The 16,764-nt window shown below is 55.4% G+C and carries 16 protein-coding genes, 1 tRNA gene and 2 pseudogenes; 9 read left to right on the top strand and 10 right to left on the bottom strand.

The features are described 5' to 3' along the window. Positions 1-66 precede the first annotated feature (66 nt). From murP to FNY10_RS24275, 3 genes are all read right to left on the bottom strand, one after another. Positions 67-1,500 (bottom strand): PTS N-acetylmuramic acid transporter subunit IIBC, encoded by a 1,434-nt coding sequence (gene murP / locus FNY10_RS24285; protein WP_131049294.1) that lies wholly within the window; start codon positions 1,498-1,500, stop codon positions 67-69. Between the two features lie 24 nt (positions 1,501-1,524). Next, positions 1,525-2,427 (bottom strand): N-acetylmuramic acid 6-phosphate etherase, encoded by a 903-nt coding sequence (gene murQ / locus FNY10_RS24280; RefSeq protein ID WP_131049295.1) that lies wholly within the window; start codon positions 2,425-2,427, stop codon positions 1,525-1,527. A 293-nt stretch (positions 2,428-2,720) separates the two neighbouring features. Further along, positions 2,721-3,635 carry a LysR family transcriptional regulator gene (locus tag FNY10_RS24275; protein ID WP_160704169.1) on the bottom strand — a complete coding sequence of 305 codons (915 nt, stop codon included), beginning with the start codon at positions 3,633-3,635 and terminating at the stop codon, positions 2,721-2,723. Positions 3,636-3,737: 102 nt separating this feature from the next. On the opposite strand from FNY10_RS24275, the gene FNY10_RS24270 reads away from it, so the two are divergent. Further along, positions 3,738-4,364, top strand: a complete 627-nt coding sequence (locus tag FNY10_RS24270) for a pyridoxamine 5'-phosphate oxidase family protein (protein ID WP_160704171.1) — start codon at positions 3,738-3,740, stop codon at positions 4,362-4,364. Between the two features lie 2 nt (positions 4,365-4,366). After that, positions 4,367-4,837 (top strand): DUF1348 family protein, encoded by a 471-nt coding sequence (locus tag FNY10_RS24265; RefSeq protein WP_131049298.1) that lies wholly within the window; start codon positions 4,367-4,369, stop codon positions 4,835-4,837. 17 nt (positions 4,838-4,854) lie between these two features. On the opposite strand, the gene FNY10_RS24260 is transcribed toward FNY10_RS24265, so the two are convergent. Beyond that, on the bottom strand, positions 4,855-5,391 hold the full coding sequence (locus FNY10_RS24260; RefSeq protein ID WP_141962987.1) for a carboxymuconolactone decarboxylase family protein: 537 nt from the start codon (positions 5,389-5,391) through the stop codon (positions 4,855-4,857). Between the two features lie 117 nt (positions 5,392-5,508). On the opposite strand from FNY10_RS24260, the gene FNY10_RS24255 reads away from it, so the two are divergent. The 5 genes and pseudogenes from FNY10_RS24255 (at position 5,509) to FNY10_RS24235 (ending at position 9,635) form a co-directional block, all read left to right on the top strand. Continuing rightward, positions 5,509-6,414, top strand: a complete 906-nt coding sequence (locus FNY10_RS24255) for an AraC family transcriptional regulator (RefSeq protein ID WP_160704173.1) — start codon at positions 5,509-5,511, stop codon at positions 6,412-6,414. 161 nt (positions 6,415-6,575) lie between these two features. Then, positions 6,576-7,385, top strand: coding sequence for a lipoprotein NlpA (nlpA, locus tag FNY10_RS24250; protein ID WP_160704467.1), 810 nt, complete (start codon positions 6,576-6,578; stop codon positions 7,383-7,385). Positions 7,386-7,409: 24 nt separating this feature from the next. Then, positions 7,410-7,577 (top strand): annotated as a pseudogene (locus FNY10_RS24245) (EamA family transporter); the annotation flags it as partial. Positions 7,578-7,876: 299 nt separating this feature from the next. Beyond that, the gene (locus FNY10_RS24240; RefSeq protein ID WP_160704175.1) at positions 7,877-8,656 is read left to right on the top strand and encodes an MBL fold metallo-hydrolase; all 780 of its coding nucleotides are present in this window, start codon (positions 7,877-7,879) and stop codon (positions 8,654-8,656) included. Positions 8,657-8,681: 25 nt separating this feature from the next. Beyond that, a complete protein-coding gene (locus tag FNY10_RS24235; RefSeq protein ID WP_131049302.1) occupies positions 8,682-9,635 on the top strand; it encodes a GlxA family transcriptional regulator in 954 nt (317 codons plus the stop codon). On the opposite strand, the gene FNY10_RS24230 is transcribed toward FNY10_RS24235, so the two are convergent. From FNY10_RS24230 to FNY10_RS24220, 3 genes are all read right to left on the bottom strand, one after another. After that, on the bottom strand, positions 9,632-10,681 hold the full coding sequence (locus tag FNY10_RS24230) for an NAD(P)-dependent alcohol dehydrogenase (protein WP_160704177.1): 1,050 nt from the start codon (positions 10,679-10,681) through the stop codon (positions 9,632-9,634). The two genes, FNY10_RS24235 and FNY10_RS24230, sit on opposite strands and share 4 nt — an antisense overlap. A 214-nt stretch (positions 10,682-10,895) precedes the next feature. Continuing rightward, a complete protein-coding gene (locus FNY10_RS24225) occupies positions 10,896-11,195 on the bottom strand; it encodes a putative quinol monooxygenase (RefSeq protein WP_131049304.1) in 300 nt (99 codons plus the stop codon). Between the two features lies 1 nt (position 11,196). Continuing rightward, on the bottom strand, positions 11,197-12,204 hold the full coding sequence (locus FNY10_RS24220; protein WP_160704179.1) for a zinc-binding alcohol dehydrogenase family protein: 1,008 nt from the start codon (positions 12,202-12,204) through the stop codon (positions 11,197-11,199). 562 nt (positions 12,205-12,766) lie between these two features. Between FNY10_RS24220 and FNY10_RS24215 the strand changes: the two are divergent. Beyond that, positions 12,767-13,962: pseudogene (locus tag FNY10_RS24215) on the top strand (porin). 125 nt (positions 13,963-14,087) lie between these two features. Here the strand turns inward: FNY10_RS24215 and FNY10_RS24210 are convergent. After that, the gene (locus tag FNY10_RS24210) at positions 14,088-14,375 is read right to left on the bottom strand and encodes a SymE family type I addiction module toxin (RefSeq protein ID WP_159236646.1); all 288 of its coding nucleotides are present in this window, start codon (positions 14,373-14,375) and stop codon (positions 14,088-14,090) included. A 126-nt stretch (positions 14,376-14,501) separates the two neighbouring features. Between FNY10_RS24210 and FNY10_RS24205 the strand changes: the two genes are divergently transcribed. Beyond that, entirely contained in the window at positions 14,502-14,693 is a 192-nt protein-coding gene (locus FNY10_RS24205) for a hypothetical protein (RefSeq protein ID WP_160704181.1), read from the top strand. Positions 14,694-14,708: 15 nt separating this feature from the next. Here the strand turns inward: FNY10_RS24205 and FNY10_RS24200 are convergent, their stop codons facing one another. Both FNY10_RS24200 and FNY10_RS24195 read right to left on the bottom strand, forming a co-directional pair. Continuing rightward, positions 14,709-16,508: a hypothetical protein gene (locus FNY10_RS24200; RefSeq protein WP_160704183.1), complete on the bottom strand. Its 1,800-nt coding sequence runs from the start codon at positions 16,506-16,508 to the stop codon at positions 14,709-14,711. 127 nt (positions 16,509-16,635) lie between these two features. Next, a tRNA-Sec gene (locus FNY10_RS24195) sits at positions 16,636-16,730 on the bottom strand. Between the last annotated feature and the right edge of the window lie 34 nt (positions 16,731-16,764).

The following is a 16,764-nucleotide window of genomic DNA, read 5'->3' as shown; positions in this document are numbered from 1 at the left end:
AGAGGCGGGCAGGAAATAGTGGGGCCCGGCGCGGTGGCGATGGCCGGGCCCCGGGTCGATTCGATGCTAGCTCAAATCGACGTTTTTACTGCCGAACAGCCAGGTAAAGACGAAACCGCATAGATAGGAAACGGCCAGGCCCGCGGCGTAAACCGCCATGCCGGCGTAGATCCCGCTCGCAGAGGTCATCAGCGGCAGCGCCACGAGGCCGGAAGGGCCAAAGACCGTATTCAGCCCCACCGGCAGGCCCAGCCACGCGACCAGACCGAGGAAAAAGCCGCCGCAGGCACCGCCGATACAGGCGGTGATAAACGGCTTCATCCGCGGCAGAGTGACGCCGTAAATCAGCGGTTCGCCGATACCGAGAAAGCCGGGAATAATCGCCCCTTTAATCTGGGTCCGCAGCATCGAGCCGTGCTTTGCCCGCCAGTACAGCGCCAGCGCGGCGCCGACCTGCCCGGCTCCCGCCATCGCCAGAATCGGAAACAGCGAGTTAAATCCTTGCGCATCGACCAGCGCAAAATAGACCGGCACGAAGCCCTGATGGACGCCGAACATTACCGCCAGCAGGAACAGACCGGCGAGCACCGCGGAGCCAAACGGGTTGCCGTTGAGATGGAGGAACAGCCACGACATCCCGGTAAACAGCCAGCCGCCGATGGGCATAATCACCGTAAAGGTCACCGCGCCCATAATCAGCAGAGTGACTGCCGAGGTCAGAATCATATCGAGGTTGGCTGGCATCACGCGGCGGACCTGTTTTTCTACCCACGCGCCGAGAATCGAGGCAATCAGTACGCCGATAATGTTGCCGCGCGGGTCGATGCCGTGACCGAAGAAGGTGCTGATCCCGGAGAAGAATCCGCTGGTGGCTTCGGGGTTGTAGCCGAGGACGAACAGCGACGCGATAATGGCGCCGTTGACTCCGGAGCCGCCAAACGCCTTCTGCGCATTATAGCCAATCAGGATGCTCAGGAAGGTGAACATCCCCTTGCTGAAGACTTTCATGTAGCCGATCAGCGCCACCAGCGAGGCGTTGGGATGGGCATTCTCCAGCACGAACATCTGTTCTGCCAGCGTTGCGAAGCCGAGCAGCAGGCCGACGGCGATAAAACCGGGAATCAGCGGGGTAAAAATAGTGGCGAATCTGGCGAGAAACTTCTGCACGCCGCTGGTTTGCTTGCTTTTCAGCGCCTGTTTTTTCTCTGCCGCCACCTGCGCCAGAGACGGCGCGTCGGCCGGCGCCTCTTCCAGCAGTGCGTTCATCATTTCCGCGGCGGTTTGCGCTTTACCGGGACCGAGCACCACCTGAAACTGCTCATCGCTGACGATAACCCCCATCACCCCTTCAATCTGACGGATGGCGGCGCTATCGGCGAGCTGTTCATCACGGAGGGTTAAACGCAGACGGGTCATGCAGTTCCCCGCCAGGGCGACGTTTCCGGCCCCGCCAACATGGGTAAGGATCTGCGCTATCATCTCTTTATTTATTTTTGCCATGGCACGCTACCTGGTTGTCGGCGCTTAGGTATTGCTCAGCGCTTTGCGGATAAAACCGTTATTTTTCGCCAGCAGGGATGTTGCTTCTGCGGCGCTCAGATTCGCCAGTACCATGATAATGGCGGTTTTACAGTGGCGACCGCAGGCATCCAGCGCGGCCTGCGCGCGGGCGCGATCGCAGTCGGTGGCTTCCATCACTATAGATACCTGGCGCTCAATCAGCTTCGCGTTGGTCGCTTCAACGTCAACCATTAGATTGCTGTACACCTTACCGACGCGGATCATGGCGCCGGTGGAGATCATGTTCAGCACCAGCTTTTGCGCGGTTCCCGCCTTCAGGCGGGTAGAACCGGTGACCACTTCCGGGCCCACCACCGGGGTGATGGCTACATCGGCCAGACGGGCCATTTCACCGTGCGGGTTACAGCTGACGATGGCGACGAAGGCGTTCTGGCTGTGGGCATACTCCATGGCGCCAATGACGTACGGCGTGCGTCCGCTAGCGGCGAGGCCAACCAGCACATCGCGATTGCTGAAGTTAAGATTTTGCAGATCCATAGCGCCCTGCGCTTTGTTATCTTCCACATTTTCCACCGCGCTCAGAATGGCTTTATGGCCGCCGGCGATAACCCCGACCACCTGCTCGGGGCGGGTACCGAAAGTCGGCGGACATTCGCTGGCATCGAGGATCCCCAGGCGGCCGGAGGTGCCGGCGCCAATGTAAATCAGGCGCCCGCCAGCTTGTAACGCCGCGGCCACTTTATCCACGACCTGAGCGATTTGCGGTAAGTAGGGGGCGATCGCGTGGGCCACCTGCTGGTCTTCCTGGTTAATGACCGTCAGCATCTCGACGGTGGACAGGGTGTCTATATTGGCGCTATTGGCATTGCGGCGCTCGGTCAGCAGCGCGCTCAGGTCGATACTCATACGAAAACCTCATCAATCACAGTGGAGACAGATTCTAAGGAATTAATTATTCCAATCATGTGAAGGTTATCACGATTAACGCTGAACAGATAAGAAGAGATTTGCAGGCAGGTCGGGAAGCGAAGCAGTAACAAAACTGGAATATTTTATTACTGCTTCGTTGTTAACGGGTCGGACGGTTTTTTTACTCGCTGACAAACAGGGCCAACGGATAGCTGATGGCTATGGCGAGGCTCATTTTCACCGTCGTTTCACCACCACCTTTGCCTATGGCGGCGGAAAGACGTCGCCAGCTAGCGGGTTGCCGCGATGCCTGCCAGCGCCTGGCGCAGCATGGGAGTAGCGAAATCGAGAAATTTCCGCAGCTTAAGAGGCGCCAGCCCGCGCGCGGTATACAGCAGATGTACCGGCGCAGGTTCCGGTTCCATCGCCTCCAGTATCAGCGTCAGCTCGCCGCTCGCCAGGCCATCAATGGCCTGGTAGTGCAGCAGGCGCGCCACGCCAGCCCCCAGCCGCGCGGCGTCGGCGGCGCTCTCCGGGGTAGTCACACACAGTACCGGTTGCAGCGTCACGTGCCGGTCTTCCGCCATCGTCGCCTTAAACCGCCAGCCGCGATAGGGCATCGGTGATTCAATACGAATGACTGGCAGCGTACTCAGCTCACGCGGGCGCTGCGGGGATCCGTGTTTCTCCAGCAGCGCCGGGTGGGCGCAGGTCACGATACGCATCTCGCCCAGACGGGTGGCAACCATGGCGCTATCCGGTAGCGTACCAATGCGCACCGCGAGATCGATATGCTCGTCGACCAGGTCGGCATTGCGATCGCTGAGCAGTAAACGGACGCGAATTTGCGGGTAACGTGCGAGAAAAGCGGTCACAACCGGTAAAACATGCTGACGGCCAAACATCGTCGGCGCCGCGATCGTCAGTTCGCCCTTCGGCTGCTGATATTCTCCCGCCGCCTGGCGTTCGGCCTGGTCCACCTCTTCGAGAATGCGCCGCGCGGCGGCGACATAATCGATACCGGCATCGGTCAGCGTCAGCTTGCGGGTGGTGCGCAGCAGCAGGCGCACGCCGAGCGTGCTTTCCAGCTCGGCAATATGGCGGCTGACGGTGGTCAACGGCATATTCAGCGCCCGCGCCGCCGCCGACATGCTGCCCAGTTCAGTCACTTTTACCAGTAGCGCCATCGCGCTCAAGCGATCCATGATTATCCCGTTTTCCGGAAAGATGATTGTCAGTATCGCAGTATTATCATTTATGGCGGCAGAGTCCATGATGAGCGCAGTAACCGCGCGTTCGGAGGAGCTATGCCGGGGGACTTTCTCGATATTGCCATCACGCCTGATGTGATGGACGTTCAACATGAAATGGGGAGCGATAAGCTGTGGCAGTCGCCGTATCGCCCGCGCAGGGGAGAACGTTTCGGCGCCAGCGAAGAGGAGATGATCGTCACCCGCGACAGTTTTTATCTGGCAACGCTATCGCAAACCGGCTGGCCCTATATCCAGCATCGCGGCGGGCCGTCGGGATTTCTCCATCTGCTGGATGACGCCACGCTGGCGATGGCGGATTTTGGCGGCAACCGGCAATACATCACCACCGGCAACCTGCGCGGCAGCAACCGTGCCTGCCTGTTTTTGATGGATTACCCGCGCCGCGCCAGGCTGAAAATCTATGCCACCATCGAGGTGCTGGCGAAGGACGATGACCCCGGGCTGCTGGCCCGACTGACGCCGGACAATGACCACACCCGGGTGGAACGCCTGTTCCGCTTTCAGCTGCAGGCGTTTGACTGGAACTGCCCGCAGCACATAACGCCGCGCTACAGCGCCCGCCAGGTGGCGGAGTATAGCCAGACGCTGCAGCAGCGTATCCAGGCGCTGGAGCGGGAAAACCTGCGGCTACAACAACAGTTAACCCTCAAAGGAGAATGACCATGACCGACGTTCGCCCGCCGCTGCCGCCGTTTACACGGGAAAGCGCGCAGCAAAAAGTTCGCGCCGCCGAAGATGGCTGGAACAGCCGCGACCCACAAAAAGTGGCGCTGGCCTATACGGCCGACAGCCGGTGGCGCAACCGCAGCGAGTTTGTTCATGGACGCGCGGAAATCATCGCCTTCCTGACGCGAAAATGGCAAAAAGAGCAGCACTACCGGCTGATTAAGGAGCTGTGGGCGTGGAACGATAACCGCATTGCGGTGCGTTTCGCCTATGAATGGTGTGACGACAGCGGCAACTGGTTTCGCTCATATGGCAATGAGAACTGGGAGTTTGATGAGCATGGCCTGATGCATACCCGCTTCGCCTGCATTAACGATCTGCCGATTGCCGAGCGGGATCGCCTGTTCCACTGGCCCCAGGGGCGCCGCCCCGATGACCATCCGGGGCTGAGCGAGCTGGGGCTGTAAACAGGCGACGTGGCGGGTTAATCGGCTTTCGGGAAGTCGACGACCGTATCATTCACCCGGTTCACCATATTGGTGAACAGAATGGCGCTCACCGCGCTGATCATCTCAATCACCTGCTGGTCGCTGAAGCCAGCGTTACGCAGTGCGCTGACCTCGGCTTCCGGGAGCGTGCCGCGGGTGCGCACCAGGGTCTGGACAAACTTCGCCAGCGCATCGAGACGGGCATCTTCCGCATATTCGCCGCGACGCAGGGCATGGATTTGCTCGCCGCTGTAACCCGCTTTTTTCGCCATTAATGTATGCGCCGCCAGGCAGTAATCGCAGCCGGTGGCTTCGCTCACGGCCAGGTTAATCGCTTCCAGCTCTTTGGCATTCAGGCTGCTTTTACTCAGCATCGCGTTATGCGCCAGCGCCTGCTGCAATGCTGCCGGCGAATGACTGCCAATGGTCAGATAGGCATTGGGCACTTTCCCCATCGCTTTTTTGATCGCGGCGAAAATTTCTGCGGCTTTACCGGTGACGTCTTGTTCACGAATATCAGCTAAACGGCTCATGGTGTGCTCCTGTTTCGGTGAGGGTGTGATGTGGCAATGGCGACATCTTAGGAGGATGTGGCGTGCTAGACTGGGGCTCTTCGTCTCATTTTTTTGTCTTATCGTCTCAGGAGTGGCATGGACAGTCTCAGTCATCTGTTGGCGCTGCTGGCGCCGCGCTGCGAAGTCAATCTCCACTGCCGGTTTGGCGGTCGCTGGCAGGCTGGTCATGAACAGATGCGCAGCGGCGTGGTGCCCTGGCATTTTGTGTTACGCGGCGAGGGGCGGCTGACGGTCGGCAAGCAAACCCGACAGATGCGGGCGGGAGATGTCATCTTGCTCCCGCACGGCTCGCCGCATCTGATGGAAAGCCTGGTGGAGTGGGGGCAGATCCTGCCCGTCGCTCACCGCTTTAACGGCACTCTGACCGAGGTCCGAACCGGTACTGACCAGGATGCGCTGGAGATGCTGTGCGGCGAATTTTACTTCGGCCCGCACGTCAGCTGGTTATTTGCGGAACCGGCGGACTTGATTCATCTGCATACCGACGAGCGCGCGGCGTGCCCGGAGCTGGAGCTGCTGCTTAACGTGCTGGTACGGGAAAGCCTGATGGCCCGGCCCGGCAGCGGCGCTATCGTGCGCAGTCTCGGCGACACGCTGCTGGTTTTGCTGCTGCGCACGCTGCTGGGCAGCGAAGCGCCGCCGGAAGGGCTGCTGCGACTGATGAGCGATGAACGGCTGATGCCCGCTGTTTTCGCGGTGCTGGAGACGCCGGAGCAGCCTTGGACGCTGGAGAGTATGGCCGCCCGCGCTTTTCTATCGCGCGCCACCTTCGCCCGGCACTTTGCCCGCGCGTATCACCTCACGCCGCAGGCCTGGCTTTCGCAGCTGCGCATGGCGATGGCTGCGCGCCTGCTGCGCGTGGAGCGGCAGACCAACCTTGATGTGATTGCCGGGCGCTGTGGGTTCCAGTCGCAGGCCTCGTTCTCGAAGGCGTTTAAAAAGCTGTATGGCGTCACGCCCGGCGAGTGGCGACGCCGATAAGGGGACCTGCGTAAAGCCTGGCTGCTGGCGCATGAAGCCAAATACCGGTAGATGATTTTATTTCCGGTTGCCGTTTTTGCAGTTTAAAACCTGGCCATAAAATCGTTATAGTTTCGTACGAAAAATAATAACCGCTTCTATGGACTGACAGGGTAAAAATGATGAAATTGCGTTTACGGACAGCCGCCGCCGTGGTGCTGGTGGGCCTGCTGCTGGCGGGCTGCGACCAGAAAAGCAGCGATGCGAAACACATTAAAGTCGGCGTTATCAACGGCGCGGAACAGGATGTGGCGGAAGTGGCTAAAAAGGTCGCCAAAGAGAAATATGGTCTGGAGGTCGAGCTGGTGGGCTTCAGCGGTTCGCTTTTGCCTAATGAAGCGACGAACGCCGGCGATCTGGATGCTAACGTCTTCCAGCATCGGCCATTCCTCGAACAGGATAATAAAGCGCACGGCTACCATCTGGTGGCGGTCGGCAACACCTTCGTGTTCCCGATGGCGGGCTACTCGCGCAAAATAAAATCGGTGGCCGATCTGCAAGACGGGGCGACAATCGCCATTCCGAACGATCCCACTAACCTCGGCCGCGCGCTGCTGCTGTTGCAAAAAGAACAGCTGATTACCCTCAAGGCGGGGACTGGCCTGCTGCCTACGGCGGTCGATATTACCGCCAACCCGCGTCACCTGAACATTATGGAGCTGGAAGGGGCGCAGCTGCCGCGCGTGCTGGACGACCCGAAAGTGGATGTGGCGATTATCAGCACCACCTATCTGCAGCAAACCGGGCTCTCGCCGGTGCATGACGGGATTTTTATTGAAGATAAAAACTCGCCGTACGTGAATATCATTGTGACCCGCGAAGAGAATAAAGACGCGGAAAACGTGAAGGAATTTATGCAGTCCTATCAGTCGCCGGAAGTGGCAAAAGCGGCAGAGACTATCTTTAACGGTGGCGCGGTTCCCGGCTGGTAATCGTCAACACAAGGAGAGGCGAATATGGTCCGGCAGCGTCAGGCGGATTTACTGCTGGTAGCCGCTACGGTTATCGCCGCATGCGGGTGGATATTTTCTCGCGAAGCCATCGCGGGGATGCCGGTTTTCGCCTTCCCTGGGCTGCGCTTCTTTTTTGCGGCGCTGCTGCTGCTGCCGTTTTGTCGCGGCTTTCACGTCGAATTGTTATCGCCACCAGTCTGCGTTTCGGCCTGCAAATGAAGGGGCAGAAGTGCACGGCGGTGGCGAGCGCCGCGCTGTGGTACGGCGAACAGCTGCCGTAGCGGCGTCAGTCTCTTTTTCATCGTCACCACCTCCTCAGAAAACCAGCGTCCACGAGACCATCGCCAGCGGCGGATGGCAACCGCGGGAAGTTGGCCCAATCTCATCGTTCATTGCCCAAATGCCCATATTGCGCCAGGCTGGAGGGACGTACGATGTTCGCCAGATAACCGCGAAGAGGAGTGAACATTATGCACATGACCCATATCCGTAACTCAACTCAGATTATTGAATATGCAGGGAAAAAGTTCCTGATTGACCCGATGCTGGCGGATCGCGGCGCCTGGCCGGGATTTCCGGGCACCGCCCGCGCGGGGCTGCGTAACCCGCTGGTCGGGCTGCCTTTTTCCCTTGAAACGATTATTGATGTCGATGCGGCGATCGTCACCCATACGCATGATGATCATTGGGACGAGGCGGCGATCGCCGCGATCCCGAAAACGCTGCCGGTTTTTGTCCAGCATGACGGCGATGCCCGGCTGCTGCGCGGACAGGGATTTCAGGATATCCGCCTGCTGTCGGCAGAAAGCGAGTTTGCCGGCGTCCGCTTACAGAAGACCACTTCCGGGCAGCATGGCAGCGACCGCACCTATGCCGTACCGGCCATGGCGGAGCGCCTGGGCGAAGCCTGCGGGGTGGTGTTCCGCCATCCGCAGGAGAAAACGCTATGGCTGGTGGGCGACACCCTCTGGCGCCCTGAAATTGAGGCCGATATGCTGCGGCTGCATCCCGATGTGGTGGTGCTGAACGCCGGCTACGCGCATGTGATCGGTTTTGGCCCGATTATTATGGGTAAAGAAGATGTGCTGAAAGCGCATTTCACGCTGCCGGAGGCGCACATTGTGGCTATCCATCTCGAAGCGGTTAACCACTGCCTGCTGAGCCGCGAGGAGCTGCGCGAATACGTGGCGGATAATCAGATTGCCGATGTGGTCAGCATCCCGCAGGATGGCGAAAGTCTTTTCTTTTAACCGGTTGTAGGGAACGGAGGGCACCATGAAACTCACCGATGTCGCGATTGTCGCCGTGGACGGGTTCAGCCCTTTCCACTACTCGGTTCCCTGTATGTTGTTTGGCGATAGCGTCTCGGAAACGAAACGCTTTAACCTGCAGATTTGCGCCGAAAGGCCGGGATTGTTGACCGCGCGCGACGGCTTTGCGCTCAACGCCAGCGCGGATTTCACCGCCCTTGAGCAGGCCGATATCGTGGTAGTGCCTTACTGGGGCGCGGTGCATCAGCGCCCGCCGCAGTCGCTGCTGGATAGCCTGGTGCGGGCAAGGGAGAACGGCGCTGAAATAGTCGGGCTGTGCCTCGGTGCTTTTGTGCTGGGTTATGCCGGGCTGCTGGATGGCAAACGGGCGGCGACCCACTGGGAGTTTGAGCAGGCGTTTCAGCAGTTGTTCCCCCAGGTGCAGCTGGATATCAATGCGCTGTACGTCGATGACCAGCGGATCATTACTTCGGCGGGCACGGCGGCGGCGCTGGACTGCTGCCTGTATATCATCCGCCAGCGTTTTGGCAGCCTGGCGGCGAATCAGATTGCCCGACGCATGATCGTGCCGCCCCATCGCGAAGGGGGCCAGGCACAGTTTATCGCCCAACCGGTGCCGAAAAATACCCGCGACGCGCGGATTAACGGCCTGCTGGAGTATCTCCAGCAGCATATCGCCGAGCCGCACAACCTTGATTCGCTGGCGCAGGTGGTGGCGATGAGCCGCCGTACGCTGACGCGTCACTTCGCCAGGGCTACCGGCATGAGCATTGCCGACTGGCTGACCATGGAACGTCTGCGGCGCAGTCAGCTCCTGCTCGAAGCGGGGAATATGCCCGTCGAGCAGGTGGCGGAGAGCGTTGGCTTCCGCTCCGCCGTGACCTGGCGCCAGCAGTTTAAATCCCGCTTTGGCGTCAGCCCGGCAGAGTGGCGGCGCACCTTTCGCCGCGGGACTTAGCCGGCGAGCGTTGCGCTGTCGATCACGAAGCGATATTTGACATCGCCTTTGACCATGCGCTCCCAGGCTTCGTTGATCTGATCGGCGCGAATCAGCTCAATATCAGCGACAATGCCGTGCTCGGCGCAGAAATCGAGCATTTCCTGAGTTTCCGGGATCCCGCCAATCATCGAACCGGCAATCGCACGGCGGCGGAATATCAGATTAAACACTTCCGGCGAAGGATGCGGACTGGCCGGCGCGCCGACCAGGGTCAGAGTGCCATCGCGTTTAAGTAACGTGGTGAAGGCATCGAGGTTATGCGGCGCCGCCACGGTGTTAAGGATGAAATCGAAACTTTTCACGTGGGCGGCCATTTCGTCCTCGTTGCGCGAGACCACCACCTCATCCGCGCCCAGCGCTTTTGCCGCTTCCCGCTTTGATTCTGAGGTGGTAAAGGCCACCACGTAGGCGCCCATGGCGTGGGCCAACTTAATCCCCATATGCCCCAACCCGCCAATACCGACGATACCGACTTTTTTCCCCGGCCCGACGTTCCAGTGGCGCAGCGGAGAGTAGGTGGTGATCCCGGCGCAGAGCAGTGGTGCTACGGCGGCGAGTTGTTCCTTCGGATGGCGCACGTGCAGCACGTAGCGCTCGTGTACCACAATCTGCTGCGAATAGCCGCCGAGGGTGTGTCCGGGCGCGTCTGCCGTGGGGCCGTTGTAGGTGAGAATCATATGGTCGCAGTAGTTTTCCAGTCCTGCCTCGCACTCTGCACACTGTTTACAGCTGTCGACCATACAGCCGACGCCGACCAGGTCGCCCACGTTGAATCCCGAGACCTGATTGCCGATGGCGATCACCTGGCCGACGATTTCATGTCCCGGTACGCAAGGATAGAGCGTACCGGCCCATTCGGATCGCGCCTGATGAAGGTCGGAGTGGCAGACGCCGCAGTAATCGATGGCAATCTGCACATCGTTGGGCCCCGGGTCGCGGCGGGAGATAGCCATCGATTTCAGCGGTTGGGTGGCGGAGTACGTACCAATAGCATTGATCTGCATAGCGAAACCTCTTTCTGAATGAACGTGCTGGATGATTCGGAGGGGATGACCTGCTTTTTGGCGGCAACGGTAAGCGTAGCCTGGTCAGCGCGGGGCGTGAGGCGATTAGCTCAGAGTGTTAAACCGTAAAGGGAAAAAGAGACGGGATAAAAAAGAACGCGGCAAGAAGAGGCGGATTCCCCGCCCGGCAGGGAACCCGCAAACGTTGAGGCGATTATTCAACCGGCGTCAGATAATCCAGGCGCAGCGGCTCCGCCAGCAGGCTATCCATTTGCGCGATAAAAGCCTGAAAGTGCGGCTGGGCGATGTGCGCCTCCAGCGCGGATGGGTCGCGCCACGACTCGCGCATGTAGAAGGTGTCCGGCGCATCGCGCAGTTGAAACAGGGCATAATCCAGATTACCCGCTTCCTGACGGGTCGGCAGTAACAGCGCTTTCAGCGCCTGCTTGAGCCCGGCCGTTTTCCCCGGTTTGGCTTTCAGAACCGCAATGACAGATACCGTGTCGCTCGTCATCTTAAAACCCTTCCAGCACGATTTTGCCGACCGCGCGTCCGGTTTCCAGTCGGGCGTGCGCTCTCTGCAGGTTGCTGGCGTTGATTGGACCGTAATGCTCGCCGAGGGTGGTTTTGATGGTCTTATCGTCAATCAGCGCCGCCACCCGGGTCAGCAGCTGATGCTGGGCCAGCATATCCGGCGTTTCAAACATCGAACGGGTGAACATAAACTCCCAGTGCAGCGAAATGCTTTTGGCTTTCAGCGGGCGGGCATCGAGGGATTCCGGGTCGTCAATCAACGCCAGCTTACCCTGTGGGGCGAGGGCGGCAATCAGCTGCGCGTAATGTTGCTCAGTCTTGTTGAGGCTGGCGACGTGCGTCACGGCGTTGACCCCAATCCGCGCCAGTTCTTCACTGAGCGGCTTGCTGTGATCGATAACGTGGTGCGCCCCGGCATCAAGCACCCATTTCTGGCTTTCCGGGCGCGAAGCGGTGCCGATGACCGTCATGCGCGTCAGTTTGCGCGCCAGCTGCGTGAGAATGGAACCGACGCCGCCCGCCGCGCCGACAATCAGCAGCGTGTCCCCGGCATTGCCGCCTTCCTGCACGCCAAGACGGTCGAACAATAATTCCCATGCGGTGATGGCGGTCAGCGGCAGGGCGGCGGCAGAGGCGTTATCCAGTGAGCGCGGCTTTAAGGCGACGATCCGTTCGTCGACGAGCTGAAACTCGCTATTACTTCCCGCGCGTCCCAACGCACCGGCATACCAGACTTCATCGCCCGGCACGAACAGCGTCACCGCCTCGCCGACCGATTTTACGATGCCAACCGCATCCCAGCCCAGCACGCGCGGAGTATCGCCGGTAAATCCGGCGCGGACTTTGGTATCCACCGGGTTAACGGAAATCGCTTTCACTTCAATGAGCAGGTCATGCCCGGCAGCAACCGGAAGCGGTAGCTCAATGTCGCTTAAAAATGGGATGTTACTGCCTTCAGTTACGGCGCGGGTAATGGCGATCGCTTTCATACACTCTCCGGTTTTAAATGGGGTTTCTGTGGGAATCCGTTAATGGTAGACCCCTGGCGGAGAGGGAAAAACGGGGCCTGGGCGATAAGAGTTATATTGAAAAGCTGAAAATCGGTCTGGGGACAGATATCGCGCTATTTCAGATTAAGCGTGGCGCTGGCCAGCCTGCTCAGCGCGGGGACACTGACTTCGCTGTTGGGACGGCACCAACCTGGATATTCCCGGGAGGAATATCGCGAAATGCTCGCGCCGGGAAATGTGATTTGTACTTCGCAAGTTATGTTTCATATTTGAGAATATTTTTGTGTCAGTACCACAAATATGAATATCTTCCGCAGTGAATAATAAAATTGCGTTATCGCTCAAGGTTTGTGCTTTGACTCCTGGCACTCTGCGTGCGATTTTCCCTCTATCAAATAATAAACAGGGTTTCATATTTGAAAAAAATATAAACATCTTGCTATTTAATCGAGAGTTTCACTGTTGAAACGAAAATAAATACGCCGGTATTAAGCGGCGACGTCTTTTATCGCTTATTAAAATATAAAGTGAGGGATGTGCTATGCGTAAATTAATTCTTTCGCTGCTGCTGGCCGCCAGCGTCAACGGCCTGGCGCAGGCGGCCGACGGCAAGCCGTTTCCGCATATCGGCTGGCGCAGTGCCGACAATCTCGCCGGGCTGGATTTCGGCGGCGCGCTGCGGGCCAATTATCGCTATGAAGACTGGAAGGGCAGTAATTATCGCCACCCGCCGCATCTGCGTTTTGATACCTTTCGTATCGACAGCAGCGGCTTTTATAATAACTATTTTTTGATGCCGGATTCTGGTTCCAGGATCACCATAAATATGCCGTCGACAGGGCCTATGTGGGGTATCGTTTAAATGATAATAACAATATTACGCTCGGTATCCCCGGCAAACCTTTTGGCCTTGAACCCTATCCGCAATTTGGCTGGTCGTACGGCATACCGTTTTATTTAGGCTTTGGCGTCAGCGCCGGCAGCGGCGTCAACTATCAATATCACGATAATCACTGGTCGCTGGATGTGGCTTATTTTCCGTGGATGGCACCGGAGAATTTACGCTACGCGCCGGATGTCGGCGATTACGATCGTCTGAAAAACACGATCTACCCTACCCAGCATCAGCAGCATAATGAAAAGCGCGATCAGGTTAACGTGCGTATCGCGCGTGATTTCCACGGCGGCGGCTGGAACAACGAGCTGGGTGGTTCGCTGGCGTTGGCGCGCCTGCACAACCGTGAAACTGACGACGACGGTACCTTCTGGGCGGCAGGAGTTCACGGGATGCTGCATAATGGGCTGTGGCAGTTCACCTCGCAGCTGATTCGCTACCAGTACGATCCGAAGAACCCGACGGGGGTCAGCGACGATGCCATTCTGATGGGCGGCAACGGCCTGACCCCGGCTTACCTGATCCCGGCGAGGGCCACCACCGCGTCGCTCAACCTGGCTCGTGACGTCGATGTGAAGTGGGGGAGCGTCTCGAAGCTGCGTTTCTATAACGACTACAGCGTGCTGTGGAAAGACAAAAGCGGCTGGCAGGATTCGCAGATGAACACCCTCGGCGTGCAGGTTTTTGCGCTGCCGGTGATGTTCTGGGTCGATCTCAGCTGGGCGAAGAACGTCAATCCGTGGGGCGGCGCGCTGAACGCTACCGGCTGGAGCAGCACCGAATCCGAGGGCAGCGGCAAATGGTACTTCCGCACTAACGTCAATATTGGCTATTACTTCTGACAGGGAGAATATGGTGTGCTGGTTGCTGGCGAACTATCCGGATTTTCCGGATAGTTGCCTTTTGAACCGGTTGGCCTGTAGAAAAAATGCTGGTGTTAATGGTTCGAACTGAAGGTCTTCAGACGTCAGGCAAGGTGAAGTGTGCTATTGACGCTTTTAAGCGAATGCTGAATTTTCTTTAATTCGGCTTTGAGCATCTCTTCTTTTTCACTGAGCGGCATCAGCACAATGCAGCCGTCCATTACCTTAACCGTGACCGGCTTCCCGGTATCGAATCCCGCTTCGCGCAGCCACTTGCCGGAAAGGGTAAGACTTGGTGTACTGGTATCCCGGCCATTTGGCCGATAGCCAACCAGCAACTGACGCTCGGTTCCGCTAACGGTGATGTCTGGTGTAGAATGCGAATCAGCCATAATCAACTCCTTGATAGTTGGTGTGGTTAGACGCTCCGGCTGTGTTCCAGCACATCGGAGCGTTGCTAGTACAAGAGGCATTTAGGTGGCCTCCTATATGTCGAGATTAGCTAAATAGGTGGCCTCATGTCAACCATATCGCGTGAAAGAAAACCAAAAGGCGGTGGTCAATCTCCGCAGTTCAAAATGCGTATAGATCCGGCATTGAAGGAACAGCTTGATGCCGTGGCGGTAGAAGAGGGAGTGAGCCTCGCCAGTTGGTTGAAGGAACTGGCAAGGGAGGCGCTAAAAGCTAGAGGGATAGAGCCTAATGGGTAGATATTTATTATGGGATCAGTCATCGTTAAACCCAATAATATGAAACTCTGCACCTGAAGACTTGATTGCATTGTCCGAGCTAACTAGTAATACATCTAGTTGTCTTTTGATATTATTATTTTGTAATTGTGTATAGTAACTTTTAGTAGTGTGAGGTTGTATAACAATTACTCGTGTTTTTAGCTTATTTGGATTTACATTTAATGATGATAGATTATTTATAAATTCACGAGATTGTATTAATTTGTTTTCGTGCCAGCACATTTTATTCTGCGAGTTGGTAGCTCTGTCGGTAAGGTCCTGTATGAGATTTTTTCGATTTGAATACCTTAAGTTTTTAACTGCCTGGCTTAAGACTATATCATGAGCACCTACTGATACTCTTCGTTTAACACTGCTACTATTGGCAGCCTTGATATGAATAAGTGATATTATTATCTTGCCATTGTGTTCATCAATATGAATAAAGTCTGCTTTTTCACCAGCACCATCATCACAATATAGCCAACCAGTTGGTTTTTCTGTTGTGTTAAACTTTTCAGCAGTATCCCAACGACTATTCCAACGATTTTTGACCCAACAAAAAAGTGATTTTTGCATTCCTATTTTAGATAAGTCAAGTGCTTCAGATGTTAATGGTTTCTCTTGACATATATTAAAGTCTTCAAAATCCGCCCAAATAAATCCATCGTATGTAACATCTTTATAGTCAGTTTTAAATATCCAAGAGTTAACGACAGCGTGCCCTGACTCATACCAGCATTTAATTAATTCAGGGTATTTTAGTATTTTTGCATAATTATTAAGAATCTCTTTTTTTTGCGTCGTAATGTATTGTTTATCAACTTCAAAACTCACTTCATAATCTTTAATTAGTACTTTTACATTGATATCTCCACAATGAATGTCCTCATAAAATACTTTAAGAGAAAAGGATGTGTTTAAGGTGGGGGATATTTCTACTTTATATTTTGCAGCGATTTTTCTAATTAACTCGGTTTTAGTTAAGCTCATTTCATAAGGAACAAAATCAGGATCGATTACCGAAAAATCATATGCATCTTTTACACTGTTTAGTTCATTAATTGGGCTTGCTAGAATTCCAATTGGGGATGTGTTATTTTGACTGTTTGAGTTTAATGTATCTAATATTTCGATAACATTTTTTTCAAATGTAGCCCAATCCTTACATGGACCTTTCCATATAGAAGATTTAAAAGGATTTAGGCCTATGGTCTTATTGGTTTTCCCTATTTCTGTTCTTACAGCTGACATCATATATGATTGGTCTTCCAGAGGATCCAAAGATTCTGCAACGCTATTGCCACCTAAAACCTTAGAATCGGCTTTGAATGTATTTTTTCCATGTATACCAAGAAGCCAAAGCATTTTAATATTATCTTCATTAATAAATAAATGATTCAGATGAGAGATCTCAACAGGATGTAAATTAGGGAAGTATGAACTTTTAAAGTATTCTCTGATTGAGTCTTTCATCCCTTTTTCTGAAAAATAAAATGCGACATAGGATCCCATTGTTACCGTCAGTACAACATGATTCTCAATGTCTTGTATATCGGTCCTTTTTGTCCAACTTGGGGTTTTATTAATGCAGTAAGGTGTAATTAATAAAGACGCTTCGCTAATGAATTCTGATGAAGTGGGAAATTTTTGCATTCCATCTTCGTCATTAATTACGGTTTCTATAATTTCAATAACCGCTTCATGTAAGACTTTAGCTGTGTATTTTTCTTTATTGAATCCAACTAAGATGGAGAAAAAAGGCGAAAGTTGCTCTTTTTTAATATCGTGCATAACGATCTCATTAATAATCTTGTTGTTGAGCTTAAATGATTATATGAAAAGCACGGGAAATAAAGTGACTCTCGTCACAAGGATGAGCTATAAAGTGCTAATTGATAAAGTCAAAATAGCTAGATTTTGGCGGAAGATCACAGGAGTTGAACCTGCCCGGGACCGCTGGCGGCCCCAACTGGATTTGAAGTCCAGCCACCTCACCGGAGATGACGATCTTCCGCGCCTCGATTGCTACATGGAGGCGGGGCGCATT

The organism is Klebsiella sp. Lac1 (genome assembly GCF_009825425.1).
Lineage (GTDB): Bacteria > Pseudomonadota > Gammaproteobacteria > Enterobacterales > Enterobacteriaceae > Klebsiella > Klebsiella electrica.
The sequence above is the reverse complement of the archived record's forward strand: the minus strand, read 5'-3'. Positions and strand labels throughout refer to the sequence as shown.

Coding starts and splice junctions, on each gene's coding strand:
- murP (WP_131049294.1), bottom strand. CDS start 1,500: ATGGCAAAAATAAATAAAGAGATGATAGCGCAGATCCTTACCCATGTT.
- murQ (WP_131049295.1), bottom strand. CDS start 2,427: ATGAGTATCGACCTGAGCGCGCTGCTGACCGAGCGCCGCAATGCCAAT.
- FNY10_RS24275 (WP_160704169.1), bottom strand. CDS start 3,635: ATGGATCGCTTGAGCGCGATGGCGCTACTGGTAAAAGTGACTGAACTG.
- FNY10_RS24270 (WP_160704171.1), top strand. CDS start 3,738: ATGCCGGGGGACTTTCTCGATATTGCCATCACGCCTGATGTGATGGAC.
- FNY10_RS24265 (WP_131049298.1), top strand. CDS start 4,367: ATGACCGACGTTCGCCCGCCGCTGCCGCCGTTTACACGGGAAAGCGCG.
- FNY10_RS24260 (WP_141962987.1), bottom strand. CDS start 5,391: ATGAGCCGTTTAGCTGATATTCGTGAACAAGACGTCACCGGTAAAGCC.
- FNY10_RS24255 (WP_160704173.1), top strand. CDS start 5,509: ATGGACAGTCTCAGTCATCTGTTGGCGCTGCTGGCGCCGCGCTGCGAA.
- nlpA (WP_160704467.1), top strand. CDS start 6,576: ATGAAATTGCGTTTACGGACAGCCGCCGCCGTGGTGCTGGTGGGCCTG.
- FNY10_RS24240 (WP_160704175.1), top strand. CDS start 7,877: ATGCACATGACCCATATCCGTAACTCAACTCAGATTATTGAATATGCA.
- FNY10_RS24235 (WP_131049302.1), top strand. CDS start 8,682: ATGAAACTCACCGATGTCGCGATTGTCGCCGTGGACGGGTTCAGCCCT.
- FNY10_RS24230 (WP_160704177.1), bottom strand. CDS start 10,681: ATGCAGATCAATGCTATTGGTACGTACTCCGCCACCCAACCGCTGAAA.
- FNY10_RS24225 (WP_131049304.1), bottom strand. CDS start 11,195: ATGACGAGCGACACGGTATCTGTCATTGCGGTTCTGAAAGCCAAACCG.
- FNY10_RS24220 (WP_160704179.1), bottom strand. CDS start 12,204: ATGAAAGCGATCGCCATTACCCGCGCCGTAACTGAAGGCAGTAACATC.
- FNY10_RS24210 (WP_159236646.1), bottom strand. CDS start 14,375: ATGGCTGATTCGCATTCTACACCAGACATCACCGTTAGCGGAACCGAG.
- FNY10_RS24205 (WP_160704181.1), top strand. CDS start 14,502: ATGTCAACCATATCGCGTGAAAGAAAACCAAAAGGCGGTGGTCAATCT.
- FNY10_RS24200 (WP_160704183.1), bottom strand. CDS start 16,508: ATGCACGATATTAAAAAAGAGCAACTTTCGCCTTTTTTCTCCATCTTA.